This window comes from Catellatospora aurea (genome assembly GCF_042663325.1).
Classification (GTDB): domain Bacteria; phylum Actinomycetota; class Actinomycetes; order Mycobacteriales; family Micromonosporaceae; genus Catellatospora; species Catellatospora aurea.
This window is the reverse complement of the sequence record NZ_JBHTAC010000010.1, coordinates 37,730-64,435: the sequence shown is the minus strand read 5'-3', so window position 1 is coordinate 64,435 and position 26,706 is coordinate 37,730. Positions and strand designations below refer to the sequence as shown.

The following is a 26,706-nucleotide window of genomic DNA, read 5'->3' as shown; positions in this document are numbered from 1 at the left end:
ATGACCCGCCCGCTGCGGATCCTCGCCGGTGTGGCCACCGTGGCCATGCTCGCCACGTGCGGCTCCCCTCCCCCGGCGGACCGCGGCATCGCGGTGTCCCCGCCGCCCGGCTCCCCCGTCGCGCCCGCCGCGGCGGGCGGGCCGGTCGCCGCGCCCGCGACCGGCGCGCTGCTCGGCGCGTGGGTGCGCCCCGACAGCCTCACCCAGGCCGGCCGGGTCACCGGCGTCGTGGAGTTCGAGCAGGAGCTGGGGCGGCGGCTCGACGTCGTCAACACGTACCGCCGGCTGCGCGAGGAGTTCGGCACCAGCTCCGACCGGACGTTCCTGGAGTCCGGGGCGACGCTGATGTTCAGCTGGACCGGCGGGCCCAGCGCCGAGGTCGTCCTCGGCGACCACGACGACGAGATCCGCGAACGCGCCCGGCAGGCGCGCGCGCTGGACGTGCCGGTGCTGGTGCGGCTGCGCTGGGAGATGGACCGGCCCAACCTGGCCGCCGAGGTCGGCTCGCCGGAGGAGTACGTCGCCGCCTGGCGGCACACCCGCGCCCTGTTCGCGGACGAGGGCGCGGACAACGTGTCCTGGGTCTGGTGCCCCACCGAGGAGGGCTTCACCGCCGGCCGCGCCCCGGACTACTACCCCGGCGACGACCAGGTCGACTGGACCTGCGTCGACGTGTACGCCGGCTCCGACCTGACCCCCCTCGGCGACCTGCTCGAACCGTTCCTCCGCTGGGCCGCCGCCCACCCCCACCCCATCATGATCGGCGAGTACGGCGTCTCCCGCGCCTGGACCGCCGGCCAGCGCGCCTCCTGGCTCCGCGACGCCGCCGCGGTCTTCCGCCGCAACACCCAGATCAAGGCCGTCCTCTACTTCGAGTCCAACCCCGACAACCGCACCCCGGCCGGCGAATTCGCCCTCCGCCCCGACCCGGCCCCCCTCGAAGCCTTCCGCACCACCGCCCACGACCCCCACTTCCGCCGCTGACCCCCACCGCACCGCACCGCCGCACCGCCGCACCGCCGCGTTGATCATGAACTTATGGCACGGTTCGACGGCGTGTTGCTGCCCTAACTTCATGATCACCTAGGGGTGGCGGGCGATGATCCGTTTTTGTGGACGCTGGGTGCCGCTATAGGGGCGTCCAGCGTCCACAAAAACAGATCTTGGGCGATCCGGATCGGCAGTCGAACGTGCCGCGCTCCGAGCAGCCGATGGGGAACAGGCGCGGTGTCGACCAGCGCCACCTCAAAGGCGGCCGGCCCAAGACGCCGGCCTGAAGGCTGCCGGCCCGAACGCGGCCGTCGGCCCAAGGCTGCGGCTGGCGCAAGGCGGTGGCCACGGCCACGACAACTTCCCACCGCGAACGAATGCGCTGGTCATCCAGCCAGAGCGTTAACAAGGGCACCTTCTACATCGCGGAGCGATGTGAAGGTGCCCTTGCTTCGTCACTTGCGGCGGAGGGCGGCGCCGGCGAGGAGGCGGGCGGCGTACGGGAGGTCGTGGACGAGGTAGCGGCCGGCGAGACGGCCGGGCTCCTGGGCCAGGCGGTGGGCCCATTCGAGGCCGCTGCGCTGCATCCAGATCGGGGCCCGGTGCAGCTCCCCGGCGACGAAGCCGATCGCCGCGCCGCACCCGATGAACCAGGTGAACGGCAGTTCGGCGCGCAGATCGGAGATGATGCGCTCCTGCTTGGGGAAGCCGAGGCCGACGAAGACGAAATCGGGTTTGGCCTCGATGACGTCGGTGTACACCTGCGCGCACGTGTCCGGGTCGAGGTCGAACCCGAACGGCGGAGCGACCTGCCCGGCGATGCGCAGGCCGGGGCACCCGGCGGCGAGCACCGCGGCCGCCTTGACCGCGCCGTCGGTGCCGGTCTCGTCGGGAGGCGTGCCGCCGAGCAGGTAGACCGAGCGCCCGGCGCGGCCGAGGGCCGCGGACAGGCTCCAGATGAGACCGGAGCCGGTCACCCGTTCGGGTAGGGGGGTGCGGGAGAGCTTGCTGGCCCAGACCAGCGGCATGCCGTCGGCGACGACCAGGGTCGCGTCCTCCAGGAAGCCGCGCACTTCGGCGGCGCGCACGCCGCGCCCTGACGCCAGCCGCATGATGTCGACGTTCGGGGTGAGGATGCGTCCCCCGTCGCCCCGTTCCAGGGCGGCGATCACTCTTTCGGCCACGGCCTCCTCGGTGACGGCGTCGAACCAGGTGCCGGCGAGGTGGACCTTTCGGCCATAAACAGTCCCCGTAAAAGCCATGAATTCAGACAATACAGACCAACAACACTGTTCGGTCGTTATACCGCACGAGGGCGCGTCGCACCGCGACGCCGCAGTGGGGGATGTATGACGACCAGGGTTCTTTTCGTCGGTGGGCTCGGCCGCAGCGGCACGACCCTGATCGAACGCGTGCTGGGCGAGCTGCCCGGCGTGTGCGCCCTGGGCGAGATCGTCCACCTGTGGCAGCGCGACCTGCGCGACGACGAGCGCTGCGGCTGCGGCGAGCGGTTCAGCGGCTGCGACTTCTGGCAGCACGTCGGCAAGGCCGCCTTCGGCGGCTGGCACCGCGTCGACGTGCACCGCATCCTGGCCCTGCGCGACCTGGTCGAGCGCACCCGGCACATCCCCCGGCTGGCGGGGTCGAGCCGGCTGGCCGCCAAGGACTTCGCCGCCCTGGTCACCGAGTACGCCGACTACTACGCGCGCATCTACGCCGCGGCGGCCGAGACCTCCGGCGCGAGTGTCGTGATCGACTCGTCCAAGCACAGCGCGCTCGCGCACTGCCTGCGCTGGTCGGACGCGGTGGACCTGCGGGTGCTGCACGTGGTGCGCGACGCCCGCGGGGTGGCGTACTCGTGGACCAAGACGGTGTCGCGGCCGGAGACGGACGGCACCGAAGAGATGACCCGGTACGCCCCGACCCGCAGCGCGCTGCTGTGGAACGCGCACAACGCCGCGTTCGGGCTGCTGCGCCGCCGCGGCGTCGCCGTGCGCCGGGTGCGGTACGAGGAGTTCCTGGCCCGGCCCCGCAGCAGCGTGCAGCGCATCGCCGCGTTCATGGGGCTGGACCCGTCCATGGTGGACCTCGGCTTCGTCGACGACGAGGCCGTCGAGCTGTCGCTCGGCCACAGCGCCGCGGGCAACCCGATGCGGTTCACGGTCGGGCGCATCGAGTTGCGCCGCGACGACGCCTGGCGCCGGCAACTGCCGCCGCGCCAGCGCGCCCTGGTCGGGGCCGTGTGCGCGCCGCTGCTGCGGGCGTACGGGTACCCGCTGAGCAGTACCGCTGAGATAGTGGGAGCACACCGATGAGGGTCAAGGTCAACACCGGCCGGTTCGACGGCACACGCGGGGCCCGCCCCGCCGGCACCGAGCGCGCCACCGCCGCCGTCTCCGGCGAGCCGCCCGCCGGGGTCCAGGGCAGCACCGCGCAGGCGGCCGCCCCACAGGTCGGCACGGCCGCGGGCACCTCCCCAGCCGCCGGCACGGCGGCACGACGCGCGCAGGCCGACGGCGCATCGGCAGGCACGCCGCCGGTGCTCGACGATCCGGCACACGACGCGGTGCCGCAGCGCAGCGAGTGGCCCGCCGTAGGCGTGGTCATCCCGACCCGCAACCGCCCGGAGCTGCTGCGCAAGACCCTTGACGCGGTACGCGCCCAGGACTACCCCGGCACGCTGCGGATCATCGTGGTCTTCGACCAGGCCGAGCCGGATCCGGAGCTGGCCACCACCGACGACCGCCCGGTGCTGGTGCTGGCCAACTGGCGGCAGCCCGGCCTGGCCGGGGCGCGCAACACGGGCATCGCGGCGCTGGACACCGAGCTGGTGGCGTTCTGCGACGACGACGACCGCTGGCACCCGAGCAAGCTGCGCCGCCAGGTCGGCGCGCTGGTCCGCACGCCGGACGCGGAGTTCGCGACGTGTGCGATCGAGGTGGAGTTCGAGGGAACCGCCCACCCCCGGCTGGCCGGCACCGGCTCGGTGACCGTCGAGCACCTGGCCCGCTCCCGGATGTCGATGCTGCACTCGTCGGGCTTCCTGGCCCGGCGGGAGACGCTGCTGGAGTCCGGTGTCATCGGCCCGGTCTCCGAGGACGCCCCGGGCAGCCAGAACGAGGACTGGGACCTGCTGCTGCGGGCCGCCCGCCGGCACCCGATCGTGCACGTGGACGAGCCGCTGGTGCGAGTGCTCTGGGGCCGCAGCAGCTTCTACGCGTACGAGTACTCCACCAAGATCTCTTCGCTGCGCTGGATGATGGCCCGCCACCCGGAGATCTCCGGCTGCCGCCCGGGCGCGGCCCGGGTCTACGGCCAGCTGGCCTGCTGGTCGGCGGCGGCCGGGGACAAGCGGCAGGCCTGGCGCTGGACCCGGGAGACGGTACGCAACAACTGGCGCGAGCCGCGGGCCGCCATCGCCCTGGCCGCCCTCACCGGGGCGGTCAAGGTCGAGACGGTGCTGACCGCGCTGCACCGGCGCGGCCACGGCATCTGAACGCGTTCGCACAGTCACACCTGCACCGACCACCACGTTCCACCGTTGCCCGTGCGCGTCGGCGTACGATACGGTGTTGAACCTTGTTGGATTTCGGTGACTTAGGCTCCCCCGGGAGCCGGCAGGTGAGGAGACGGGATGCTCGCCCCGCAACGCCAGCAGGCGATCCTCGCCCAGGTGCGCCGCTCCGGTGGGGTACGCGTGGCCGACCTCGTCGCCGAGCTCGGCGTCTCCGACATGACCATCCGCCGTGACCTGGAGGTGCTCGCCGAGCGCGGCCTGGTGGTCAAGGTCCACGGCGGGGCGACCGCGCCCCCGTCCGGCGTGGCCGACGAGCCCGGCTTCGCCGCGAAAGCCGAACGCCAGCGTACGGAGAAGGCGAAGCTCGCCGAGGCCGCCGCCGCCCACGTGGCCCCCGGCAGCGCGGTCGCGCTGTCCGCGGGAACCACCACGGTGCGGTTGGCACAGGCCCTGGTCGAGGTTCCCGGGCTGACCGTGGTCACCAACTCGATCCCGGTCGCCGACGTCTTCTACCGCTCCGGCCGCCCCGACCAGACGGTGGTGCTCACCGGCGGCACCCGCACCCCCTCCGACGCGCTGGTCGGCCCGATCGCCGTCGCCTCGCTGCGCGACCTGCACGTCGACCAGCTCTTCCTCGGCGTGCACGGGCTCAGCGTCGAGGCCGGGCTGACCACCCCGAACCTGCTCGAAGCCGAGACGAACCGGGCCCTGATCGCGGCCACCCGCCGCCTGGTCGTGCTCGCCGACCACACCAAGTGGGACACGCTCGGCATCGCGTCGATCGTCCCGCTCAGCGCCGTCGACCTGCTCATCACCGACGCCGAGCCGCCGGTCGACATCAGCGAGCTCACCCTTGTGGAGATCACCCCATGAAACGCACCAGCATCACGATGGCCGACGGCCGTGAACTGATCTACTTCGACGAGCACGACGACGCGGTACGCGCCACCGTGGACAAGCGGGAGCTGCCCCCGCCGCCCCCGCCCGCGCAGCTGCGCTTCGACCCGCTCACCGAGGACTGGGTCGCCGTCGCGGCGCACCGGCAGGCCCGCACCTTCCTGCCGCCCACCGAGGAGTGCCCGCTCTGCCCCACGAAGAGCGCGTTCCTGACCGAGGTGCCCGCCGACGACTACGACGTGGTGGTGTTCGAGAACCGCTTCCCCTCGTTCTCCGGGGACGCCGGGCGCTGTGAGGTGGTCGTATTCTCGCCGCAGCACGACTCGTCGTTCCGGGAGCTGCCCGTGTCGCGGGTGCGCACCGTGCTGGGGGCGATGGCGGACCGCACCGCCGAGCTGTCCGCCCAGCCGGGTGTGGAGCAGGTGTTCTGCTTCGAGAACCGGGGCGTCGAAATCGGCGTGACGCTGCACCACCCGCACGGGCAGATCTACGCGTACCCGTACGTCACCCCGGTCACCCGGCGCTACCTGGAGGCGGCCCGCAGGTTCCGGGCGGAGCGCGGCGGCAACCTGTACGCCGACCTGCTGGCCCGTGAACGCGCCGAGGGCACGCGGGTCGTCGCGTCCAACGAGCTGTGGACGGCGTTCGTGCCGTACGCGGCCCGCTGGCCGTACGAGATCCATCTCGCCCCGCACCGGCAGATCCCCGACCTGGCCGCGCTCACCGAGGCCGAACTCGACGCGTGCGCCCCGCTGTGGTCGGAGATCACCAACCGGCTCGACGGGCTGTTCGGCGTGGCCATGCCGTACATCGCCGGCTGGCACCAGGCCCCGGTGCACGCCGACCGCGACCTCGGCTACCTGCACCTGCGGCTGATCAGCTCCCGGCGCGCGCCGGGCAAGCTGAAGTACCTGGCCGGGTCGGAGTCGGCGATGGGCGCGTGGGTCAACGACATCGCGCCGGAGCAGGCGGCTGCTGCGCTGAGGGCGGTTTCCCTCTAAGTTCGTACATGTGAACGACGACGAGGTCACCGAAGTCGAGGTCGAACCCGGCGTCCGGCTGCGCCTGCGCCACTGCGCCGCAGCCGGTCCGGGCCCCGGGCTGGTCCCGTTCCTGCTGGTCCACGGGCTGTCATCGAACGCCCGGCTGTGGGATGAGGTGGCCGAGGCACTGGCCGCCGCCGGGCACCCGAGCTGGGCGGTGGACCTGCGCGGGCACGGCGAGTCCGACGCGCCGGAGTCCGGCTACGACACCGGCACGGCCGCCGCGGACCTGGCCGCCGTCATCACCGTGCTGGGCCTGCACCGCCCGGTGGTGGTCGGCCAGTCGTGGGGCGGCAACGTGGTGGTGCGCCTGGCCGCCAAGCATCCGCAGCTGCCCGGCGCGCTCGGGCTGGTCGACGGCGGCTGGATCGATCTACACGCCGCCTTCCCCGACTGGGAATCGTGCGAGCGCGCGCTGCGCCCCCAGGACATCGACGGCCGCCCCGCCGCCGCCATGCGGCAGTGGCTGGCCTCGGCCCACCCCGACTGGTCGGACACGGCCCGCGCGGCGACGCTGGCGAACATGCGGGTCCGCCCCGACGGCACCATGGAGCGGCGGCTGACCATCCCGCACCACCTGGAGATCCTGCGCTCGATGTGGGACGGCCCGCCCGGCCCCGACCTGCCCCTGGTCGCCGTGCCCGCGCTGCTGCTGCCCGCGCTCGGGCCCGACGACGAACGGGCTGAACCGGTGCGCCGCGCCGCCGCGGCCCTGCCCGACGCGGACGTGCGCTGGTATCCCGGCGGCGACCACGACCTGCACGCCCAGCATCCGGCCATGGTCGCCGCCGACCTGCTCACCCTGGCCCGTGACCGGCGCAAGGAGGCGACGTGACGAGACTGCTCGTGATCATGGGGTCCGGCGAGACCACTCCCACCATGATCAAGCCGCACCGGCAGTTCTTCGCCGCACTCGGCGACGGAGACCGGGCGGCCCTGCTGGACACGCCGTACGGGTTCCAGCTCAACGCCGACGAGATCAGCGCGCGGGCCGTCGGCTACTTCGCGCAGAGCGTCGGGCGCACCGTGGACGTCGTCTCCTGGCGCACCACGCCCGCGCCCGGCCTCGACCGGGAACGCGCGCTGGCCGCCCTGCGCGGCGCGAGCTGGATCTTCGCGGGACCGGGCTCGCCGACGTACGCCCTGCGCCAGTGGCGCGACACCGAGCTGCCGTCCCTGCTGGTCCAGGCCGAGGTGCTCGTCTTCGCCAGCGCCGCCGCGCTCACCCTCGGCTCGCACACCATCCCCGTGTACGAGATCTACAAGGCCGGCGCCGACCCGCACTGGGAGCCCGGCCTCAACCTGTTCGAGCAGCTCACCGGCATCCCCGCCGTGGTCATCCCGCACTACGACAACGCCGAGGGCGGCCACCACGACACCCGTTTCTGCTACCTCGGCGAACCCCGCCTCGCCCGCCTCGAACGCGAACTGCCCGACGACACCGTCATCATCGGCATCGACGAGCACACCGCCCTGGTCTGCGACCTCGACGCCCGCACCGCCACCGTCCTCGGCAACGGCACCCTCACCCTCCGCCACCGCACCCGCACCCGCACCTACCCCGCCGGCGCCGTCCTCCCCCTCCCCACCGAAGAAAGGAAGGGCACCTTCTTATCGCTTTTCGTAGAGGAAGGGCACCTTCTTAACGTTGATGGCGCAGACGGCGAGGTCGGGGATGCCGGCGGGGCCGGGCACGGTGTGGCGGGCAGCGGCAGGGGGCGGGGTGGTCACGGCCTGGGTGGTCCGGGCCGGGGTGTTCCGGGCCGAGGCACGGCGGGCGGAGGTGCAGCGGCCGGAGGCGGAGCCGCCGCGGGCGGAGCCGCCACGGGTGTCCCGGCCGAGGGGGGCGACGGCGGGAGTGCCGTGCCCGGTGGTGTCGCGGCCACGTTGCGCGAGGCCGCTGACGAGGCCGAGGCCCGGTTCTCGACCGCGCTGGCCGAACGGGACGTGGACGGCTGCGTCGCGGCGGTGCTGGAACTGGAGCAGGCGATCACCGACTGGAGCGCCGACACACTCACCTCGGACTCCGGCGAGCACGCGCACGGGCTGCTGCGCGGCATGATCGTGCGGCTCGGCGCGCTCGCGGGCACCGCGGACCCGACGCCGCTGCTCACCCCGCTGGTGGACGCGTTGATCGGCCTCCGGGAGAAGGCTCGCGAGCAGCGCGACTGGGCCGCCGCCGACCGGGTCCGCGACGCCCTGACCGCCGCCTCCATCGAACTGCGCGACACCCCCGACGGCCCCGTCTGGCTCCGCACCCCCTGACCCAGACCGCGGCCCCGGCCCCGCGCCAGCTGCAGCGGCAGCGGCAGCGGCAGCGGCAGCGGCAGCGGCAGCTGCAGCATGATCGTTGTTTCCGGTCAGGATCCTGCGGTGGCACGCCAGGTTCTGACCGGAAACGGCGATCATGGGCGGGCCAGATGCAAACAGTGCCGACCCGCGGATCGCGGGTCGGCACTGTTCGGGAAGGGACTTTCAGGCGGGATTCTTCTGCTGTTTCACCTGGTCAAACGATCGCAGGCGGGGCAGGAGACGGCTTGGCGCCGTACCCGGTGAAAATCAGGCGGCCAGGCGGCGGGCCAGGTTGGTGTCGAGGGTGTTCATGAACTCCTCGGTGGTCTGCCACGGCGCGTCGCGCGAGATCAGCAGCGCGAGGTCCTTGGTCATCGCACCGCCCTCGACGGTCTCGATGATGACCTGCTCCAGCACGTCGGCGAAGTTGGTCACCTCCGGGGTGCCGTCCAGCTTGCCGCGGTGCGCGAGGCCCCGGGTCCAGGCGAAGATCGACGCGATCGGGTTGGTCGACGTCTTCTCGCCCTTCTGCCACTGGCGGTAGTGCCGGGTGACCGTGCCGTGCGCGGCCTCGGCCTCGACGGTCTTGCCGTCGGGCGTCATCAGCACGGAGGTCATCAGGCCGAGCGAGCCGAAGCCCTGCGCCACGGTGTCGGACTGCACGTCGCCGTCGTAGTTCTTGCAGGCCCAGACGAACCCGCCCTCCCACTTCAGCGCCGCGGCGACCATGTCGTCGATGAGGCGGTGCTCGTAGGTGATGCCGGCGGCCTCGAAGTCGGACTTGAACTCGGTCTCGAAGACCTCGGCGAAGATGTCCTTGAACCGGCCGTCGTACGCCTTGAGGATCGTGTTCTTGGTCGACAGGTAGACCGGGTAGTTGCGGGCCAGGCCGTAGCGCAGCGAGGCGCGCGCGAAGTCGCGGATCGACTCGTCGAAGTTGTACATGCCCATGGCGACGCCGCCGTCGGGGAAGTCGGCGACGGTCAGCTCCATCGGCTCCGAGCCGTCGGCCGGCTGGTACGTGATGGTGACCTTGCCCGGCCCCGGGACCACGAAGTCGGTGGCCTTGTACTGGTCGCCGTGGGCGTGACGGCCGATGACGATCGGCTTGGTCCAGCCCGGCACCAGGCGCGGCACGTTGCTCATGATGATCGGCTCACGGAAGACGACGCCGCCGAGGATGTTGCGGATGGTGCCGTTCGGCGACTTCCACATCTTCTTCAGGCCGAACTCGGCGACGCGGGCCTCGTCCGGGGTGATGGTGGCGCACTTGACGCCCACGCCGTGCCGCTTGATGGCGTTGGCGGCGTCGATCGTCACCTGGTCGTCGGTGGCGTCGCGGTGCTCCATGCCCAGGTCGTAGTACTCCAGCTCCACGTCGAGGTAGGGCAGGATCAGCTGCTCCCGGATCTGCTTCCAGATGATCCGGGTCATCTCGTCGCCGTCGAGCTCGACGACCGGGTTGTTTACCTTGATCTTCGCCATCGCGAGGGCGCTCCTTAAAACCTTCGGCGTCCGGCGCGGAAGGCCGGGCGGCGGTCTCGTTTAGCAGTACGAGCGTACTGCCAGATCCACCAGGCGCAACCGCCAGGGTGAGGTGCCTCTCGCCACGGCCCGCGAAACTGGCGTCGTACCACTACGCTGCGCGCTCGTGACAGCCGACGAGTCCGCGCCGCCGCCCCTGGGGCGGGCTCGCGGGCGCCGGTTTTCTGCTCCTGCTGGCACAAATCGTGATCATGGTGAGCCGACCGCAGCGCAGCCCCCGAAGCAGCGGACTGCCCGTGCGGGAATCGCTGGACCACCGTGTCGCCGCCGAGTCCTCCGCCGGCGAGGCGCTGGCGCACGGGCTGCTCTGGACGCTGGCTCAGCGTGTCCGCGGGCCTGGCCGCCGCCCTGAGCACGCAGTGACCCAGCCCGCCAGGCGCAGCGCCCGCCGCGTGCTGCGGCGGGCGCTGTGTGGCGGATTGATCAGCTCCAGTTGATCTCGCCGCGGCCCGCTTCCTGCAGCGCGGCCTTGATCTGCGAGAACGGCTTGCTGCCCAGGAACCCCTTCGGGTTCATCGGGCTCGGGTGCCCGGCCTCCAGCACGACGTGATGGGCGTTGTCGACCAGCGCGGCCTTCTTGCGGGCGTACGACCCCCACAGCACGAAGACCACCCGGTACGGCGAGTCGTTCACGGCCTTGATCGCGGCGTCGGTGAACGCCTCCCAGCCCTGGTTGGCGTGGCTGCCCGGCTTGACGCCCACGGTGAGCACCGCGTTGAGCATCAGCACGCCCTGGCTCGCCCAGCCGGTCAGGTCGCCGTTGCGCGGCGGCTCGACGCCCAGGTCGTCCTTCAGTTCCTTGTACACGTTGCGCAGGCTCGGCGGCACCGCCACACCGGGGCGCACGCTGAAGCTGAGGCCGTGCGCCTGGCCCGGCTTGAAGTAGGGGTCCTGGCCGAGGACGAGCACCCGGGTGTGCGCGGGCGAGGTGAGCCGGAACGCCGTGAACAGGTCGTCGCGGGGCGGGTACACCGTCTCGGTGGCGTAGGCGTTCTCCACGAACGAGGACAGCCGGGCCGTGGCGTCGAGGTCCAGGTGCGGCTTCATCACGTCGCGCCACTCAGCGGGCAGCAGGTCGAGCAGGTCGAATGCCATGCGGGACACCATAGTGCCCGCGTCCGACAACCGCGCGGCTAAGCCCCGCCCCGGCGGTTTGCTCAGCCTGGCCTGCGGTTATCCACCGTCGGGCAGGCGTTCGAGCCCTATCCGGACTTCCCGGCCGACGCCTTGGCGCTCGGTCTTCGGCGATCCGCCGACCCGCCCCGCGGCCGACCCGCTTCCGGGTGCCGACCCGCCCACCTGCCGTCACGGTAGCCTGCTGCCGCAGGTCAGCTGCCGCCAGGCGTTAAGAAGGGCACGTTCTATAACGCGAAGCGTTATAGAACGTGCCCTTCCTTTCGGCAGGTCACATGCCGGCTACGTCGGCCTGCTTGGCGCGGACGGCTTCGGCGGCCTCGTTGAGGCCGGCCAGCTCGGTCTCGGTGAGGTCGGTGATGACGACCTTGCGGGCGCCGGTGGCGCCGATCTCGGCCTCGACGCCCAGGTAGACGCCGGAGATGCCGTACTCGCCGTCGACCCAGGCGCAGACCGGCATGACCTCGCCGGAGTCCTCGGCCACGGCCTTGGCCATGCGGGCGGCGGCGGCCGACGGGGCGTAGTACGCCGAGCCGGTCTTCAGCAGCGCCACGACCTCGGCGCCGCCGTTGCGGGTCCGGGTGACCAGCTCCTCGATCTTCTCGGCGGGCAGCAGGTCGGACAGCGGCTTGCCGTCGACGGTGCAGCGCGAGGGCACCGGCACCATGGTGTCGCCGTGCGAGCCCAGGGTCAGCGTCTTCACCGAGCCGACCGGGACGTTCAGCTCCTCGGCGACGAAGTGCGTGAAGCGGGCGGTGTCCAGCATGCCCGCCTGGCCGATGACCCGGTTCTTCGGGAACTGGGTGGCGATCTGGGCCAGCGCGGTCATCTCGTCGAGCGGGTTGGACACCACGATGACGACGGCGTTGGGCGCGTGCTTGGCGACCTGCTCGGCCACCCCGCGGACGATCTTGGCGTTGACACCGAGCAGGTCCATGCGGCTCATGCCCGGCTTGCGCGGCAGGCCGGCGGTGATCACGACGATGTCGGAACCGGCGATGGCCTCGTAGCCCGAGCCGTCGACACCCGTGGTGGCGCCGACGACCTTGGTCTCGAATCCCTCGATGGAGCGGGACTGGTTGAGGTCCAGGGCGAGACCCTCGGGCTTGCCCTCGATGATGTCGGTCAGCACGACGGTCTCGAAGACGTCGTACTCGGCGAGGCGCTGCGCGGTGGTCGAGCCGTAGAAACCGGCGCCGACGACGGTGACCTTCTTGCCCATTGGCACATACTCCCTGCTGGCGGATGTCTGGTGGTGACCAGCACAGCCCTGTGACGAAGGTGTAACGATCCGCACCATAGTCCGCTGCGTCTATCGACGGCCGGTCGGGTGCGGCGGGTGTGGGCTAGAGCGCCGACTCGGCCTTCTCGACCACGTTGGTGAGCAGCATGGCGCGCGTCATCGGCCCTACCCCGCCCGGGTTCGGCGACACGAACCCGGCCACGTCGGCGACGTCGGCGTGCACGTCACCCACGATGTGCTTCTTGCCGTCCGATCCCTCCACTCGCGACACGCCGACGTCGAGCACGGCCGCGCCCGCCCGGACCATGCCCGGGGTGATGATGCCCGGCACGCCGGCCGCGGCGACGATGATGTCGGCCCGGCGGGTGTGCGCGGCCAGATCCTTGGTCCCGGTGTGGCAGAGGGTCACCGTCGCGTTCTCGGTACGCCGGGTCAGCAGCAGCCCCAGCGGGCGGCCCACGGTGACGCCGCGACCGACGACGCAGACCTCCGCGCCCGCGATCGGCACGTGGTACCGGCGCAGCAGCTCGACGATGCCGCGCGGCGTGCACGGCAGCGGCGCGGGAACGCCCAGCACCAGGCGTCCGAGGTTGACCGGGTGCAGCCCGTCGGCGTCGGAGTCCGGGTCGATCAGCTCCAGCACCCGCTGCTCGTTCAGTCCCTTGGGCAGCGGCAGCTGGACGATGTAGCCGGTGCAGGCGGGGTCGGCGTTGAGTTCCGCGACGGCACGCTCCACATCGGCCTGGGTGGCGTCGGCGGGCAGGTCGCGGCGCAGCGAGGCGATGCCGACCTCGGCGCAGTCCTTGTGCTTGCCGTTGACGTACCACCGGGAGCCCGGGTCGTCGCCGACCAGCACCGTGCCCAGGCCCGGGGTCACGCCGCGCGCCTGCAGCGCGGCCACCCGCGTCCGCAGGTCCGCCTTGATCGCCGCTGCCGTCTCGGTGCCGTTGAGGATCGTCGCCGTCATGCCGTCGATCCTGCCATCACGCCTTCGACCACCCGAAACCAGGACATCCCGTTCGACGCGCCGCCCGCCATGATCGACCGACTTGCCGGGCAATGGGGCGAATGCGCCGCAGCGATACGCCCGTTTGCCAGGCAAATCCGAGGATCATGGCGTAGTGGGGGGCTAGCGGCTGTGATGACCGGCGTCGATCATTTGGCCCCTTAGCTGGGGAACTAACTGTGGGTGACAGTGGGATAGATCACCGCGTGGCCTTGGTTGCAGGATCTTCCAGCATCCGGGACGCCATAACGGGTTAAATCGGGCTCCCGACAGTCCCACTATGTGACCGGCGACTATTACCGGGGTCACGGCCAGAATCGGGCATACTGACTTAGTTCCGCCCATATGACAGGCTGCTCTCTAATACCAGAGTCGGGACAGGATCCGCAAGTACTCCACCCGTAGACTGTTGCGAATCTGCAACCCGTGGGTTTGGTGCCGGGCCGAGCTTCGTCCTACCTTTGCCGGACGTTGCACTGCGTGACAACGGCTGGTCAGCCTGCCGTCGTGAGGTGCGACGTAGGAGATGAGGAGGCTCAATGCAGGTCCGTAGGCTCGCAGCCTGGGCTGCTCTCCCGCTTGCTGTCACTCTCGGCCTGTCGGCCTGTGGCAAGAGCGGTGGCAGCGACTCGGGTAGCGCCAACCCCAATGGTGTGGTTTCCATCGGCATCGCCGAACCGAAGCACCTGATCCCGTCCAACACCTCGGAGACCAGTGGCTCCCAGGTGCTGGCCGCGCTGTTCGCCCCCCTGGTCGACTTCGACGAGGCCAACAAGCCCTTCGAGGTGGCCGCGCAGGAGATCAGCACCACCGACAACAAGACCTGGACGATCAAGCTGAAGGACGGCTGGACGTTCCACAACGGCGAGCCGGTCACCGCCGACAGCTACATCAACGCCTGGAACTACGCGGCCTACGGCCCGAACGCCCAGGACAACAACTACTTCTTCGACAAGGTCGAGGGCTACAAGGACCTCAACCCTGCCGACGCGAACACCAAGCCGACGGCGACTGCCCTCACCGGTCTCAAGAAGGTCGACGACAAGACCTTCACGGTGACCCTGAACGCGCCGTTCAGCGAGTTCAAGGCGCTGCTGGGCTACACCGCGTTCTACCCGCTGCCGAACGCCGCGTTCGAGAGCGCGACCGCTTCCCCGCTGGTCGTCACCAAGGCCTACGAGGACGCCCCCATCGGCAACGGCCCGTTCAAGATCAAGGGTGCGTGGCAGCACGACGCCCAGGTCGAGGTCGAGAAGTACGACGCCTTCGCCGGCACCAAGCCGACCGTCGGCGGCGCGCTCTTCAAGATCTACCAGAACAGCGACGCCGAGTACGCCGACCTCCAGGCCAACAACCTGGACGTGGTGAAGCAGATCCCGACCGCCAGCCTGTCCACGGCCGCCGGTGACCTGGGTGACCGCTACCAGACCAGCCCGGCGTCGACCCTGCAGGTGCTGGCCTTCCCGACCTTCGACAAGCGTTTCGAGAAGCCCGAGGTCCGTAAGGCGATCTCCATGGCGATCGACCGCGAGGAGATCGCGAACAAGGTCTTCCAGGGTTCGCAGAAGGCCGCCTACTCCTTCGTCTCCCCGGTCGTGGCGGGCTACCGCGACAAGACCTGTGGCGCGGCGTGCGAGTTCAACCCGACCGAGGCCAAGAAGCAGTACGACGCCGCGGGCGGCCCGAAGTCGATCAACATCACGTACAACACCGACGGTGGCCACCAGGAGTGGGTCGACGCGACCTGCAACCAGCTGAAGACCAACCTGGGCGTGGAGTGCGTGGGCACCCCCGAGCCGAAGTTCGCCGACCTGCTCACCAAGGCCAAGGCGAAGAAGGACGTCGGCATGTTCCGCATGGGCTGGGTCATGGACTACCCGTCCATGGAGAACTACCTCGGCCCGCTGTACTCGACCGGTGGTTCCTCGAACTACTACGGCTACAGCAACCCCACCTTCGACAACCTGCTGAAGGAGGGCTCGGCTGCGGCGACGCAGGACGAGGCCATCAAGAAGTACCAGGAGGCCGAGGACATCCTCGCCAAGGACATGCCGGTGCTTCCGCTGCGCTTCGGCCAGAACGTCTTCGGTCACTCGACCAACGTCAAGGACGTTCACATCGACCTGTTCAACCGGGTCGACCTCAACAAGATCCAGATCGCCGGCTGACCAGCCTGACGGTCGACTGACGGTGGTGGTGCCGGTCCGCTCGGGCCGGCACCACCATCGCGCCGAGACCCCCTCGCCCCCGCGTCCTCCGACCCGGTTAGGCGGCACCACCACCACGTCGACCGCGGCCCCATGGTACGAAGAACACGGATATTTCGTGCTAATCGGGCCGCCAGGTGAGAGAAGAAATCGACGATGTTCCGCTACCTTGTGCGGCGCTTCCTCCAGATGATCATGGTGTTCATCGCGACCACGTTCATCGTGTACTCGCTGATGTACTGGACCGGAGGCGACCCCATCCAGGCTCTGGCCGGCGAGAAGCCGGTCAGCGACCTCCAGCGCGCCCAGCTGACGAGGATCTACGGACTCGACCAGCCGTTCTACGAGCGCTACTGGAACTACCTGACCGATCTGCTGCACCTCGACTTCGGCACCACCCTGACCGGACGTCCCATCAAGGACATCCTGGTGGACGCCTGGCCGATCACCATGCAACTGGCGCTCATCGCCATCGTCGTCACGATCGTCTTCGGCGTCACCGCCGGCGTCATCGCGGGCATCCGGCGCGGCAGCATCTTCGACAACGCCACGCTGGTGCTGACGCTGCTCGTGATCGGCATCCCCTCGGTCGTGCTCGCGCCATTGTCGCAGTACCTCTTCACCATCCAGTGGAAGATCTTCCCCACCACTGCCAGCGGCAACCCGACGTGGTACGAACTGCTGCTGCCCGGCATCGTGCTGGGTTCGCTGTCCGTCGCCACCGCGATGCGGCTGACCCGCGCCTCGGTCAGCGAGAACCTGCGCGCCGACTTCGTGCGCACCGCCCGGTCCAAGGGCATGCCCGGCCGCCGGGTGATCGGCATCCACGTGCTGCGCAACTCGCTGATCCCGATCGTGACCTTCCTCGGCGTCGAGCTGGGCAGCCTGATGGCCGGCGCGATCGTCACCGAGAGCGTCTTCAACGTCCCCGGCGTCGGCTTCCAGCTGGCCCGCGGCCTCAAGACCGAGGACACCCCGCTGGTGATCGGCATCGTCAGCGTGCTGGTGATCGTCTTCCTGGTGGCCAACCTGATCGTCGACCTGCTCTACGCGGTGCTCGACCCGCGGATCCGGTACGAGTAAGAGGTTTCGTGACATGAGTGACTTCGAATCCGTGGCCGCGACCGAGCTGCACACGGCCACCCCCGGTCCGGCCGGCGCGCCCAACGCGCCGGGCCAGCCACACACCCTCGAGGTGTCCAAGCCCCGCAGCGCCAGCGCGGACGCCTGGCGCGAGCTGCGCCGCCGCCCGCTGTTCTGGGTGGCGCTCGTCATCGTCGCGCTGGTCCTGCTGATCGCGGCCTTCCCGTCGCTGTTCACCTCGGCCGACCCGACCTCGTGCTCGCTGAGCAACCGCATGGGCGACCCGTCGGGCGCGGCCATCTTCGGGTACGACGTCCAGGGCTGCGACGTGTTCGCCAAGTCCATCTACGGGACCAAGAACTCGCTGCTGGTCGGCACGGGCGCGGCACTGCTGGCCGGGATCCTCGGCATGCTGCTCGGCGTCACCGCCGGCTACTTCGGCAGCTGGTGGGACGTCACCGTCTCGCGGATCATCGACATCGTGCTGGGCCTGCCGCTGCTGCTGGCCGGCATCGTGTTCATGAAGCGCGTCACCAACGCCGGCGGCGGCCAGACCGCGATCCTGATCGCCCTGATCTCCATCCTCGGCCTGCTCGGCTGGACCACCGCGGCCCGCGTCATCCGCTCCTCGGTGATCACCGCGAAGCAGCAGGACTACGTGCACGCCGCGAAGATGCTGGGCGCGGGCAGCGGCCGCATCATGTGGCGGCACATCCTGCCGAACTCGCTGGCCCCGTTCATCGTGATCATCACGATGGCGCTGGGCTCGTTCATCGCCGCCGAGGCCACGCTGTCCTTCCTGGGCATCGGCCTGCGGCCCCCGGCCCAGTCCTGGGGCATCGACATCTCGACCGCGCGGGCGTACATGCGGGAGAACGCCCTCCCGCTGATCGTGCCGTCGACGTTCCTGGCGCTGACCGTGCTCGCCTTCGTCATCCTGGGCGACACGATCCGCGAAGCCTTCGACCCGAAGCTGCGGTGAAGCACATGACCGACATCCACGTCACCTCCTCGACCCCGACCCGCGGCGGTCGGCACCTGCTCGAGGTGAAGGACCTCTACGTCGAGTTCCACACCCGCGACGGCGTCGCCCGTGTGATCAACGGCGTGTCGTACCACCTGGACCCGGGCGAGACCCTGGCCGTGCTGGGCGAGTCGGGCTCCGGCAAGTCGGTGACCGCGCAGGCGATCATGGGCATCCTGGACATGCCGCCGGCGAAGATCCCGAGCGGGCAGATCCTCTACCAGGGCGAGAACCTGCTCGCCATGCCGGAGGAGAAGCGGCGGCAGGTGCGCGGCAAGGAGATCTCCATGATCTTCCAGGACGCGCTGTCGGCCCTGAACCCGGTCTTCCCGGTGGGCTGGCAGATCTCCGAGACGCTGCGCACCCGGGCCGGCCTGTCCCGCAAGGACGCGCTCAAGCGGGCCGTCGAGCTGATGGACCTGGTCAAGATCCCGGCCGCCAAGGCCCGGGTCAAGGACTATCCCCACCAGTTCTCCGGCGGTATGCGCCAGCGCGTCATGATCGCGATGTCGCTGGCCATGGACCCCAAGGTCCTCATCGCGGACGAGCCGACCACGGCGCTCGACGTGACCGTGCAGGCCCAGATCATGGACCTGCTCGGCGACCTGCGCCGCGACCTCAACATGGGCCTGATCCTGATCACGCACGACCTGGGCGTGGTCGCCGACGTGGCGGACCGCATCGCGGTCATGTACGCGGGCCGCATCGTCGAGCACGCGGACGTGCGCAGCGTCTACAAGCACCCGGCGCACCCGTACACCGAGGGCCTGCTCGACTCGATCCCGCGGCTGGACTCCAAGGGCACCGAGCTGGCGACCATCAAGGGCCTGCCGCCGAACCTGATGCGCCCGCCGACGGGCTGCGCGTTCCACCCGCGCTGCAAGTACGCCAAGGCGGTCTGCACCACCGAAACACCCCTCTCGCTGGACCTCGGCCACGGCCGGACCAGCGCGTGCCACTTCGCGAAGGAGATGCTCGATGGCACACTCCGCTGAGAACGTCGCGGGCGTGCGCCCGGCCGGCGAGCCGCTGCTGCGGGTCGAGAACCTGGTCAAGCACTTCCCGATCACCCAGGGCATCCTCTTCAAGAAGAAGGTCGGCGCGGTCAAGGCGGTCGACGGGGTCAGCTTCGAGCTGCACCGCGGCGAGACGCTGGGCATTGTCGGCGAGTCGGGCTGCGGCAAGTCGACGCTGGCCAAGCTGCTGATGCGGCTGGAGACCCCGACCGGCGGCCGGGCCATGCTCAAGGGCAAGGACATCTTCAAGGTGTCCGGGTCCGAGCTGCGCCGCATGCGCCGCAACATCCAGATGGTGATGCAGGACCCGTACACCTCGCTGAACCCGCGGATGACGGTCGGCGACATCATCGGCGAGCCGTACGAGATCCACACCGAGGTGGCGCCGAAGGGCGACCGCCAGCGCCGGGTGCAGGAGCTGCTGGAGCTGGTCGGGCTCAACCCCGAGCACATCAACCGCTACCCGCACCAGTTCTCCGGCGGCCAGCGCCAGCGCATCGGCATCGCCCGCGCGCTGGCCCTCAAGCCCGAGATCATCGTCTGCGACGAGCCGGTGTCGGCACTCGACGTGTCGATCCAGGCGCAGGTCATCAACCTGCTGGAGAAGCTGCAGGGCGAGCTGGACCTGTCCTACATCTTCATCGCGCACGACCTGTCCGTGGTGCGGCACATCTCCGACCGGGTCGGCGTGATGTACCTCGGCAAGATGGTCGAGGTCGGCACCGACGCGGAGATCTACGAGCGGCCGACGCACCCGTACACCCAGGCGCTGCTGTCGGCGGTGCCGGTGCCGGACCCGGACGCCCGCGCCCACCGCGACGTCATCCGCCTGGTCGGCGACGTGCCGTCCCCGGCCAACCCGCCGTCGGGCTGCCGCTTCCGCACCCGCTGCTGGAAGGCGCAGGAGCGCTGCTCGGTGGAGGAGCCGCTGCTGATCCGCCGCGGCGTCGACCCGCACCCGAGCGCGTGCCACTTCGCCGAGCTGCGCCAGGTCGTCGGCTGACTCCCGCGCCGTAGGGCAAGGTCAGAAGGAAGGGCACCTTCTTAACGGACGTTCGTTAAGAAGGTGCCCTTCCTTCGTTTCGGTCAGTGGGCGAAGTGGCGGGAGCCCGTGAGGTAGAGGGTGATGCCGGCGGCCTTGGCCGCGGCGATGACCTCCTCGTCGCGGATCGAGCCGCCGGGCTGGACCACCGCGGTCACGCCCGCGTCCAGCAGGAGCTGCAGTCCGTCGGCGAACGGGAAGTACGCGTCCGAGGCGGCCACCGAACCGGCGGCCCGGTCACCGGCCCGCGAGATCGCCAGGCGGCACGAGTCGACCCGGTTGACCTGGCCCATGCCGATGCCCACGCTGGCCCCGTCCTTGGCCAGCAGGATCGCGTTGGACTTGACGGCCCGGATCGCGCCCCAGGCGAACTCCAGGTCGCGCAGCAGCTCATCGGAGGCCGGCTCGCCGGTGGCCAGCCGCCAGTTGGCCGCGTCGTCGCCCTCGGCGCCGAAGTCGTCGCGGGTCTGCACCAGCATGCCGCCCGACACCTGGCGCAGCTCGACCGTGTTCGGCCGGAACGGCGGGGCGAGCAGCACCCGCAGGTTCTTCTTCGCGGTCAGGATCTCCACGGCCTCCGGCGCGTACGCGGGGGCCACCACGACCTCGGTGAAGATCTCCGCGATCTGCTTGGCCAGCTCCGCGGTGACCTCGCTGTTGACCGCGATGATGCCGCCGTACGCCGACATCGGGTCGCACGCGTGCGCCTTGGCGTGGGCGTCGGCGATGGAGGTCGACGAGATCGCGATGCCGCACGGGTTGGCGTGCTTGATCACCGCGGCGGCGTACACGCCCTCGAAGTCGTGCACGGTGCGCCAGGCGGCGTCGGCGTCGATGTAGTTGTTGTACGACATCTCCTTGCCGCCGAGCTGCTGCGCGCGGGCCAGGCCGGGCGCGGCGACGGGGTCGATGTACAGCGCCGCCGCCTGGTGCGGGTTCTCGCCGTAGCGCAGCACGTTGCCGCGCCACAGCCCGAGACCGGCGTACTCGGGCCAGGCGAAGCCCTCCGCCGGGGCCGGGGCCAGCTCCTGGGCGCACCAGTTGGCCACCGCGACGTCGTAGTCGGCGATGTCGGCGAAGGCGCGGGCCGCCAGCGCGCGGCGCTCGCCCAGCGTGAAACCGCCGGTCTCCAGCGCCGCGGCGATCAGGTGGTAGTCGGCCGGCGAGGTGACCACCGCGACGTTGGCGTGGTTCTTGGCCGCCGCGCGCACCATGGCCGGGCCACCGATGTCGATCTTCTCGATGCACTCGTCCATGGACGCGCCCGAGGCCACCGTCTCGGTGAACGGGTACAGGTTCGACACCAGCAGGTCGAACGGCTCGATGTCGAGTTCGGTGAGCTGCGCGCGGTGCGTCTCCAGGCGTACGTCGGCCAGCAGGCCCGCGTGCACCCTCGGGTGCAGCGTCTTGACCCGCCCGTCCAGCGTCTCCGGGAAGCCGGTCAGCTCCTCGACCCGGGTCACCGGCGAGCCGGTGGTCTCGATCTGCTGCGCCGTGCTGCCGGTCGAGACGATCTCGACCCCGTGCCGCCGCAGCGTCGCGGCGAGGCCCTCCAGCCCGGTCTTGTCCCACACGCTGATCAGCGCGCGTCGAATGGGCTTACGCTCCGCAGGCTCGCTCATGCCTTCTCCTCGCTAATTCAGGGCCGGTCTGAACCGCCGGCCCCGTGGTCCGCTCGTCGCGCCCGGTCGTCACCGTCCCGGGCCTGGTTTCGCGGCGCGGGAGGGCGGTCCGTTCAGCCGACGATCACTTTCCTGCCGTTGACGGTCCAGCCGTCGCGTGCCATGCGGCCGACGTACTCGACCAGCTGCGCACGCTCGGCGTCCTTGATGCGCTCGGAGAGGGTGTCCTCGGTGTCGTCGTCGAGCACCGGCACCGCGACCTGCGCGATGATCGGCCCGGTGTCCACCCCGCCGTCCACGAAGTGCAGCGTGGCTCCGGCGAGTTTCACGCCGTACTCGACGGCGTCGCGTGGGCCGTGCATGCCCGGGAAAGCCGGCAGCAGCGCGTTGTGGGTGTTGACATAACGTCCGCCGAACCGGTCCAGGAACGCCTTGCCCACCAGCTTGAGGAAGCCCGCACCGATCACGAGGTCGGGCCGTTGCGCCGCGGTCAGCTCGGTGAACGTTTCGTCCCACTCCTGCCGGGTGGCGAAGTCGGGGACGCGGGCGACGAAGGTGGGCACTCCCGCGGCCTCGGCACGGGCCAGGCCCGCGATGCCGTGGCGGTCCGCGCCGACGCCGACGACGGCCGCGCCGTATGCGGGGTCGGCGCAGGCATCGAGCAGAGCTTGGAGATTGGTACCGGAACCGGAGACCAGGACGACGAGGCGAGCGGTCACCTCTGCACCCTATCGGGCAGCGCAGACGCTGCTCGCGTCGGGTGCGGCGGGCACTTACGGCGTTTTGCCCGACAAACGAGTAAATAAAGTAGATATTGGGCGAAGAACTGCATTCCAGAACGTGCCGACCCCACCCGGACATCCGGGTGCCCGTCACCCCGCACGTGCTGCCGAACGCGAGGAGCCGATCTTGACGCAACCGCCGACACCACCGGAGCCGCCGGAGGAGCCGCCGTCGTGGCCGCCGCAGCCGCCGTCGCGCGAGGACCAGCCGCCCGCGCCGCCCTCGCCGGATGTGCCGCCGCCGCCAGGCGAGCCGGTTCCCGCACCCCCTGAAGGGGCGACCCACTCCGAGCCGGTCTCCCCGGCCGCCGAGCCGGCGTACCAGCCGAGCGCCGCCGAGCCGCCGTCCGCGCCCGAGTTCGAACCGCCGACCACCCGTGAGCAGCCCGCACCGGAGTCGGGTTCGCCGGGCACCGCCGGCGGGGTCTGGCCGGAGCCGCCCAGCAGCCTGCCTGAGCCACCGGCCAGCGTGGACAACCCGTTCAGCCCGCCACCCGCGCCGGAGTTCGGGCCACCGCCGACCGCGATGAGCGACCCGACCGCGCCACCTACTCCGCCGACTCCCCCACCGCCGCCCTCGCCGCCGGGACCGCCGCCGCCGATGCCGCCGGTGCCCCCGCCGCCGTCGATCGGCGCGAGCACGCCCACCCCGCCCGGCTGGCCCGAGCCCGCGGAGCAGCCGTACCCGGCGCCCGCGCCGCCCCCGCCGGTGCCCGGTCCGCCGTACGGCGCCGGTGGCGGCACGGTCTACACCTCGGGAAGCACCCCTTTGCCACCCGTCCCGCCGCCACCGCCGATCGGCGGTCCGCCGCCACCACCGCTGGGCCCCGCCCAGGGCACCGTGTACCAGAAGGCGGGCGGGCAGAACAACCTGTTTGGCTGGATCGCGCTGGCCTGCGGCATCATCGGCACCGGTTGCTGCTGCTGCCCGTGGCTCAACGGCGCGCCGTTCATCGGCGGCATTCCGGCGGTCATCCTCGGCGCGATGCACCTCAACAAGGTGAAGAAGGGCGCCGCCTCGATGTCCTGGCTCGGCTGGGTCGCCATCGCGCTGGGCGTCATCGCGATGATCGCCGCCATCTGCGGTATCGCGACCGGTTGGCAGGATCGGATCTACGACCAGTACCAGCAGTTCAACTGATCGACTCGCACCGACTGGTGGGACAGCGGATATCAGCTGTCCCACCAGTCACGTCCGTCACAACTTGCTATTAGACTCCGCACGTTTGGCAACGGCTCACTCCGAGCCACCACCCCAACACCCCTGGAGTCTCCATGACCTACGGTTCTCAGCAGCCGCAGCCGCAGATCGACAACAACCTGACGATGTCGATCGTCTCGATCTTCCTCTTCTGGCCGCTGGCCATCCCGGCCATCATCAACGCCAACAAGGTCAACCCGCTGCTGCAGGCGGGCGACTACGCGGGCGCCCAGGCCGCGGCGGCCGAGTCGAAGAAGTGGTCGAAGCTCGCCCTGATCGTCGGTGGCATCGGCTGGGCGCTCGGCTGCATCTGCTGCGCCCTGCAGGTGTTCGTGATCGGCGCCAACGGCGCCGCGGGCATGTGATCAGCAGTTACTGCACCAGCTGACGGGCGGTCCGCACGGCGGGCCGCCCTTCGGTCTGTTTCAGACCGCGCAGCACCCAGAACCCGGCGACGCCGAGCAGGCCGCCCAGCGCGACCACCAGCGCCGCCATCGTGGCGACCTGCCACACCACCGGACCGGTGCGGACCGGGCCGGACACCGGCAGCACCCCGCCGGAGGCGTACGCGGCAACGGCCAGCAGCACCCCGGCGACCAGCCCCGCGGTCAGCGCCGAACCGCACAGCCGCAGCCAGCGCGGCTCGGGCGTGAGCACGTCACCCCGCCGATTCCGGCGCGGGCGCAGCCGCCGCCGCGCCATCAGCACCGCCGCGGCCACGCCGCCGAGCAACGGCAGCACGGTGAGCAGCCAGCCCAGGCCGCGCAGTGGGCCGGTCGGCACACCGGCGAACACCGGCAGCTGCGTCAACGGCAGCGTTCCCGCGGCGAACCCCGGACCGAGCAGGTAGGAGGCCGCCCAGACGGCGAAGTTCGGCCCGTACACCAGGCTCAGCAGGGTCAGCCCGGCCTGGCCGAGCACTCCGGTGTGAAAGCCCGCGAGGTCATGGGTGGCCTGTGCGCCGTTCATGGCCACCGCGAGGCCCACCGCGCCCGCGCCGACCGCCAGCACCAGCAGCGCGGCCACCACCCCGGCCCGTACGCCGTCGCGCAGCACCACCGGCGTGTGCCGGGCCAGCCGGCGCAGCACTCCTCCGCTGCGCAGCACCCCGACAGCGCCCGCGGCCGCGCCCAGCACCACGCAGTGCAGTCCGGCCCGCCACGGAGTCACGAACAGCCCCGGGCCGTCGGCCAGCACCGCGGCGAGCACGCCGAAGCAGCCGTACACCGCGGCGACGGCCAGCGTGCCCTGCACCGCGTGCCGGATCGAGCCGCTGCCCTGGGCTCCCATCGCCCGGGTGGTGTGCACCCCGGCCCGGTTGACCCGCCACAGCGCGAACGCGGTGAGCGCCAGCGGGGCCAGCTCCATGGTGCCCAGCCGGCCGTCGACCCCGACGGTGATCGGCACGCCGTGCCCGAGCAGCCAACCGGCCAGCATCAGCCGCACGGACAGTCCCCAGTCGACGGCTCCCTCGGCGAATCGCGCGGCGACCGTCAGCAGCAGCAGCGGCCCGAGCGTCAGCAGCGCCGCCCACCCGGTGTTGACCAGCGCGGCGATCGGCAGGGGCGCGCCCGGCGGGCGCAGCATGCCGGCCGGCCGGCCGCGCGGCAGCAGCACGGTGTCCATGGTGGCGATCTCGTCGTCGACCGGCTCGCGCTGCAGGGGCCGACTCAGGTCGATCTTGACGGTGTCGCGCGCCGCCAGATGCGCCAGATCGATCTTGACGGTGTCCCGAGTGGCCAGGTACGCGGCGTCGTCTTCGAACCCGGCGGCGTCCGGATCGGCCTCGGCGACGCCGTGATCAGGGGTGTCGTCGTGCCCGGCGCCCGCGTCGGCGTCCTGATCCGCGACGGGGCGCGCACGCTCGGACGGGGCGCCGTCGGCGGCTCGGACGGTCGTGCGGGCGTCAGCGACGTGCGCCGATGGACCGGTTTCGGCCTCCTGCTCGGACACGCCGGTGTCCGTTGCGGTCTCGTCCGGCGTGTCGTCGCGCGTTGTGTCCGGCGCGGCGGCATCGCGTTCGGACTTGTCCGGGCCGGGCGCGCGGGCGGGGGGCGCGGTTGCGCGCGAACCGCCGGAATCCGGCCGCGAGTAAGCGTCCGGACCCTCGCCGGGCGCAGCGCGCCGCAGCTCAGGCTGCACGCCGAGGGTCTCACCTTGCTCCGTCATCAGGCGCTACCTAACCACAAACGAGCCGGGTTGACTACGAACCCTACCCCGTGGCCATTTCGACCCGATATGCGAGTTAGGAGGGTTACGCTGCGAACAAGGTCGTTCATCGAGGAGGCTTGCCGTGACCTACACACCGCCACCGCCCTCAGTGCCGCCGCCCCCTCCGCCGCCACCGGTCCCGCCACCGCCGCCGGGCCCGCCGCCCTACGGGTCGGGCATGCCACCGAAGGGCGGCGGCGGCGACAAGGTGACGCTGTACGGCGTGCTCGGCATCGTCCTGGGCCTCTGCTGCTGCGGCGTCATCGGCATCGTCCTGGGCTGGCTGTCCGTCCAGGAGGCGAAGAAGGTCGGCAAGAAGCCGACGCTGGGTTACGTCGCGATTGCCCTCGGTGTTATCGGCATCATCTGGAACATCATCTACGGCATCCGCGTGTCCAGCGGCGGGATGAAGTTCAACTGACCTAGTCGGGATAGGGGAAACCCATGACGAACGACCCGCTGCCGCCGTACGAGCCGCCGCCGGTGACTCCTCCACCGGCACCGCCGCCGCTCAACCCGCCGCCGCCACCACCGCCACCACCGCCTCCGCCGTACGGCGTGACGCCCGCGCCGAGCGGCGGCGGCAAGGACATGCCGTTGATCTACGGCATCATCGGCATCGTCACCGCCGTGTTCTGCTGCGCCCCGCTGGGCATCCTGTTCGGCTGGCTGTCCATGAAGGAGGCCCGGGAGCGCGGCACCGACCAGACGCTGGGCAAGGTCGCCTTCTGGCTCGGCATCGCGTTCACCGCGCTACAGGTGATCGCCGGAATCCTGGCCTGCGTCGCGGGCGCGTTCAGCGGAAGCATGTCGGTCAACAACCGCGGCTACTGACACCCAACGCAACGGTG

The 26,706-nt window shown here is 70.8% G+C and carries 26 protein-coding genes; 17 read left to right on the top strand and 9 right to left on the bottom strand.

From position 1 onward, the window contains the following. Positions 1–984 carry a glycoside hydrolase family 26 protein gene (locus ACFQO7_RS12365; protein WP_376806496.1) on the top strand — a complete coding sequence of 328 codons (984 nt, stop codon included), beginning with the start codon at positions 1–3 and terminating at the stop codon, positions 982–984. 461 nt (positions 985–1,445) lie between these two features. Here the strand turns inward: ACFQO7_RS12365 and ACFQO7_RS12360 are convergent, their stop codons facing one another. Then, positions 1,446–2,252 (bottom strand): WecB/TagA/CpsF family glycosyltransferase, encoded by an 807-nt coding sequence (locus ACFQO7_RS12360; RefSeq protein ID WP_376806495.1) that lies wholly within the window; start codon positions 2,250–2,252, stop codon positions 1,446–1,448. Between the two features lie 87 nt (positions 2,253–2,339). On the opposite strand from ACFQO7_RS12360, the gene ACFQO7_RS12355 reads away from it, so the two are divergent. From ACFQO7_RS12355 to ACFQO7_RS12330, 6 genes are all read left to right on the top strand, one after another. Further along, on the top strand, positions 2,340–3,305 hold the full coding sequence (locus ACFQO7_RS12355) for a sulfotransferase (RefSeq protein WP_376806494.1): 966 nt from the start codon (positions 2,340–2,342) through the stop codon (positions 3,303–3,305). Beyond that, positions 3,302–4,486, top strand: a complete 1,185-nt coding sequence (locus ACFQO7_RS12350; RefSeq protein WP_376806493.1) for a glycosyltransferase family 2 protein — start codon at positions 3,302–3,304, stop codon at positions 4,484–4,486. The genes ACFQO7_RS12355 and ACFQO7_RS12350 overlap by 4 nt, the downstream gene beginning before the upstream one ends. A 138-nt stretch (positions 4,487–4,624) precedes the next feature. Continuing rightward, positions 4,625–5,380: a DeoR/GlpR family DNA-binding transcription regulator gene (locus tag ACFQO7_RS12345; RefSeq protein ID WP_376806492.1), complete on the top strand. Its 756-nt coding sequence runs from the start codon at positions 4,625–4,627 to the stop codon at positions 5,378–5,380. Further along, a complete protein-coding gene (gene galT, locus ACFQO7_RS12340; RefSeq protein ID WP_376806491.1) occupies positions 5,377–6,405 on the top strand; it encodes a galactose-1-phosphate uridylyltransferase in 1,029 nt (342 codons plus the stop codon). Before ACFQO7_RS12345 ends, galT begins: the two co-directional genes overlap by 4 nt. Before the next feature lie 10 nt (positions 6,406–6,415). Further along, entirely contained in the window at positions 6,416–7,282 is an 867-nt protein-coding gene (locus ACFQO7_RS12335; RefSeq protein ID WP_376806490.1) for an alpha/beta fold hydrolase, read from the top strand. Beyond that, positions 7,279–8,712, top strand: coding sequence for a CysS/YqeB C-terminal domain-containing protein (locus ACFQO7_RS12330; RefSeq protein ID WP_376806489.1), 1,434 nt, complete (start codon positions 7,279–7,281; stop codon positions 8,710–8,712). Before ACFQO7_RS12335 ends, ACFQO7_RS12330 begins: the two co-directional genes overlap by 4 nt. Before the next feature lie 294 nt (positions 8,713–9,006). Here the strand turns inward: ACFQO7_RS12330 and ACFQO7_RS12325 are convergent, their stop codons facing one another. Further along, on the bottom strand, positions 9,007–10,224 hold the full coding sequence (locus tag ACFQO7_RS12325; RefSeq protein ID WP_376806488.1) for an NADP-dependent isocitrate dehydrogenase: 1,218 nt from the start codon (positions 10,222–10,224) through the stop codon (positions 9,007–9,009). 296 nt (positions 10,225–10,520) lie between these two features. On the opposite strand from ACFQO7_RS12325, the gene ACFQO7_RS12320 reads away from it, so the two are divergent. After that, complete coding sequence (locus tag ACFQO7_RS12320; RefSeq protein ID WP_376806487.1) at positions 10,521–10,721, top strand: hypothetical protein; 201 nt, start codon at positions 10,521–10,523, stop codon at positions 10,719–10,721. Here ACFQO7_RS12320 and ung read toward each other — a convergent pair. From ung to ACFQO7_RS12305, 3 genes are all read right to left on the bottom strand, one after another. Continuing rightward, positions 10,708–11,379, bottom strand: coding sequence for a uracil-DNA glycosylase (gene ung / locus ACFQO7_RS12315; protein WP_376806486.1), 672 nt, complete (start codon positions 11,377–11,379; stop codon positions 10,708–10,710). The two genes, ACFQO7_RS12320 and ung, sit on opposite strands and share 14 nt — an antisense overlap. 310 nt (positions 11,380–11,689) lie before the next feature. Then, on the bottom strand, positions 11,690–12,640 hold the full coding sequence (gene mdh / locus ACFQO7_RS12310; protein ID WP_203697964.1) for a malate dehydrogenase: 951 nt from the start codon (positions 12,638–12,640) through the stop codon (positions 11,690–11,692). A gap of 124 nt (positions 12,641–12,764) precedes the next feature. Continuing rightward, complete coding sequence (locus tag ACFQO7_RS12305; RefSeq protein ID WP_376806485.1) at positions 12,765–13,628, bottom strand: bifunctional methylenetetrahydrofolate dehydrogenase/methenyltetrahydrofolate cyclohydrolase; 864 nt, start codon at positions 13,626–13,628, stop codon at positions 12,765–12,767. Positions 13,629–14,206: 578 nt separating this feature from the next. Between ACFQO7_RS12305 and ACFQO7_RS12300 the strand changes: the two genes are divergently transcribed. The 5 genes from ACFQO7_RS12300 to ACFQO7_RS12280 all read left to right on the top strand — a co-directional run bounded on the left by ACFQO7_RS12300 (position 14,207) and on the right by ACFQO7_RS12280 (position 20,000). Next, the gene (locus ACFQO7_RS12300) at positions 14,207–15,835 is read left to right on the top strand and encodes a peptide ABC transporter substrate-binding protein (RefSeq protein ID WP_376806484.1); all 1,629 of its coding nucleotides are present in this window, start codon (positions 14,207–14,209) and stop codon (positions 15,833–15,835) included. Positions 15,836–16,030: 195 nt separating this feature from the next. Further along, positions 16,031–16,957, top strand: coding sequence for an ABC transporter permease (locus ACFQO7_RS12295; protein WP_360521869.1), 927 nt, complete (start codon positions 16,031–16,033; stop codon positions 16,955–16,957). Between the two features lie 13 nt (positions 16,958–16,970). Beyond that, positions 16,971–17,939, top strand: coding sequence for an ABC transporter permease (locus ACFQO7_RS12290; RefSeq protein WP_360521866.1), 969 nt, complete (start codon positions 16,971–16,973; stop codon positions 17,937–17,939). Between the two features lie 5 nt (positions 17,940–17,944). Beyond that, positions 17,945–18,976: an ABC transporter ATP-binding protein gene (locus ACFQO7_RS12285; RefSeq protein WP_360521863.1), complete on the top strand. Its 1,032-nt coding sequence runs from the start codon at positions 17,945–17,947 to the stop codon at positions 18,974–18,976. Then, positions 18,960–20,000 carry an ABC transporter ATP-binding protein gene (locus tag ACFQO7_RS12280; RefSeq protein ID WP_360521860.1) on the top strand — a complete coding sequence of 347 codons (1,041 nt, stop codon included), beginning with the start codon at positions 18,960–18,962 and terminating at the stop codon, positions 19,998–20,000. The genes ACFQO7_RS12285 and ACFQO7_RS12280 overlap by 17 nt, the downstream gene beginning before the upstream one ends. An 83-nt stretch (positions 20,001–20,083) precedes the next feature. On the opposite strand, the gene purH is transcribed toward ACFQO7_RS12280, so the two are convergent. From purH to ACFQO7_RS12265, 3 genes are all read right to left on the bottom strand, one after another. Continuing rightward, a complete protein-coding gene (gene purH / locus ACFQO7_RS12275) occupies positions 20,084–21,661 on the bottom strand; it encodes a bifunctional phosphoribosylaminoimidazolecarboxamide formyltransferase/IMP cyclohydrolase (protein ID WP_376806483.1) in 1,578 nt (525 codons plus the stop codon). 113 nt (positions 21,662–21,774) lie between these two features. Then, the gene (purN, locus tag ACFQO7_RS12270; RefSeq protein ID WP_360521854.1) at positions 21,775–22,380 is read right to left on the bottom strand and encodes a phosphoribosylglycinamide formyltransferase; all 606 of its coding nucleotides are present in this window, start codon (positions 22,378–22,380) and stop codon (positions 21,775–21,777) included. 153 nt (positions 22,381–22,533) lie between these two features. Next, positions 22,534–23,187 carry a hypothetical protein gene (locus ACFQO7_RS12265; protein WP_376806482.1) on the bottom strand — a complete coding sequence of 218 codons (654 nt, stop codon included), beginning with the start codon at positions 23,185–23,187 and terminating at the stop codon, positions 22,534–22,536. 25 nt (positions 23,188–23,212) lie between these two features. Here ACFQO7_RS12265 and ACFQO7_RS12260 point away from each other — a divergent pair, with 25 nt between their 5' ends. Continuing rightward, positions 23,213–23,584: a hypothetical protein gene (locus tag ACFQO7_RS12260; protein ID WP_376806481.1), complete on the top strand. Its 372-nt coding sequence runs from the start codon at positions 23,213–23,215 to the stop codon at positions 23,582–23,584. A gap of 134 nt (positions 23,585–23,718) precedes the next feature. Continuing rightward, positions 23,719–24,009 (top strand): CD225/dispanin family protein, encoded by a 291-nt coding sequence (locus ACFQO7_RS12255; protein WP_360521848.1) that lies wholly within the window; start codon positions 23,719–23,721, stop codon positions 24,007–24,009. A 7-nt stretch (positions 24,010–24,016) separates the two neighbouring features. On the opposite strand, the gene ACFQO7_RS12250 is transcribed toward ACFQO7_RS12255, so the two are convergent. Then, positions 24,017–25,813 carry a cell division protein PerM gene (locus ACFQO7_RS12250; protein ID WP_376806480.1) on the bottom strand — a complete coding sequence of 599 codons (1,797 nt, stop codon included), beginning with the start codon at positions 25,811–25,813 and terminating at the stop codon, positions 24,017–24,019. Positions 25,814–26,033: 220 nt separating this feature from the next. Between ACFQO7_RS12250 and ACFQO7_RS12245 the strand changes: the two genes are divergently transcribed. Further along, positions 26,034–26,276: a hypothetical protein gene (locus tag ACFQO7_RS12245; protein ID WP_376806479.1), complete on the top strand. Its 243-nt coding sequence runs from the start codon at positions 26,034–26,036 to the stop codon at positions 26,274–26,276. Positions 26,277–26,299: 23 nt separating this feature from the next. Continuing rightward, positions 26,300–26,689 carry a hypothetical protein gene (locus tag ACFQO7_RS12240; RefSeq protein WP_376806478.1) on the top strand — a complete coding sequence of 130 codons (390 nt, stop codon included), beginning with the start codon at positions 26,300–26,302 and terminating at the stop codon, positions 26,687–26,689. Positions 26,690–26,706 lie beyond the last annotated feature (17 nt).